A 767-nucleotide genomic window follows, 5' to 3' on the forward strand; every position below is an offset into this window, starting at 1 on the left:
ACCGGCGAGGCCATCTTCACCGCCCTGCACGCGGTCAGCGCCACCGCCATCACGGGCGGCGACACCCCGCCGCCGGCCCGCATCGTGCTGCTCTCCGACGGCGCCGAGAACGTGCCGCTGGACCCCAACGCCCCGCAGGGCGCCTTCACCGCCGCCCGGGCCGCCAAGGCCGAGGGCGTGCAGATCTCCACGATCTCGTTCGGGACGCCGTACGGCACCGTCGAGTACGAGGGCGCCACCATCCCGGTGCCCGTCGACGATCAGACGCTGCAGAAGATCTGCGAGATCACCGACGGCCAGTCGTTCCACGCCGACAGCCTGGAGTCGCTGAAGAACGTCTACTCGACCCTGCAGCGCCAGATCGGCTACGAGACCGTGAAGGGCGACGCCAGCCTGGCCTGGATGCTGCTGGGCGCCGTCGCGATGGCGGGCGCCGTCCTGGCTGGCCTGTTCCTCAACCGCCGGCTGCCCTCCTGACCGGTCAGACCGGCAGCCGCCGATTGATCAGCAGCGCCAGCGCCGTCGCGATCAGCGCGGTGATGACGCCCAGCCGCAACCAGCCGGCGCTGCCCGGCCCGGGCACGGTGCGGTAGCCGATGTCCTTCTCGATGGCGTTGTAGCTCTTGGAGAGCTCGGCGAGGTTGCCGGCGGTGTAGGACTGCCCGCCGGAGAGTTTGGCGATCATCTTCATCTGGTCCGTCGCAACCGGGACGGCGACCCGCTGCCCGTCCATCTCGATCTCGCCGGTCTTGGTGCCGAACGAGATC

Annotated in this window: 2 pseudogenes; one reads left to right on the forward strand and one right to left on the reverse strand. The window is 70.1% G+C overall.

The features are described from left to right. A pseudogene (locus A5713_RS04425) lies at positions 1-477 on the forward strand (VWA domain-containing protein); the annotation flags it as partial. A 4-nt stretch (positions 478-481) separates the two neighbouring features. Here the strand turns inward: A5713_RS04425 and A5713_RS04430 are convergent. Next, positions 482-767, reverse strand: a pseudogene (locus A5713_RS04430) (hypothetical protein); the annotation flags it as partial.

This window comes from Mycobacterium sp. E2497 (assembly GCF_001668695.1).
In the GTDB taxonomy this organism is placed as follows: Bacteria; Actinomycetota; Actinomycetes; order Mycobacteriales; family Mycobacteriaceae; genus Mycobacterium.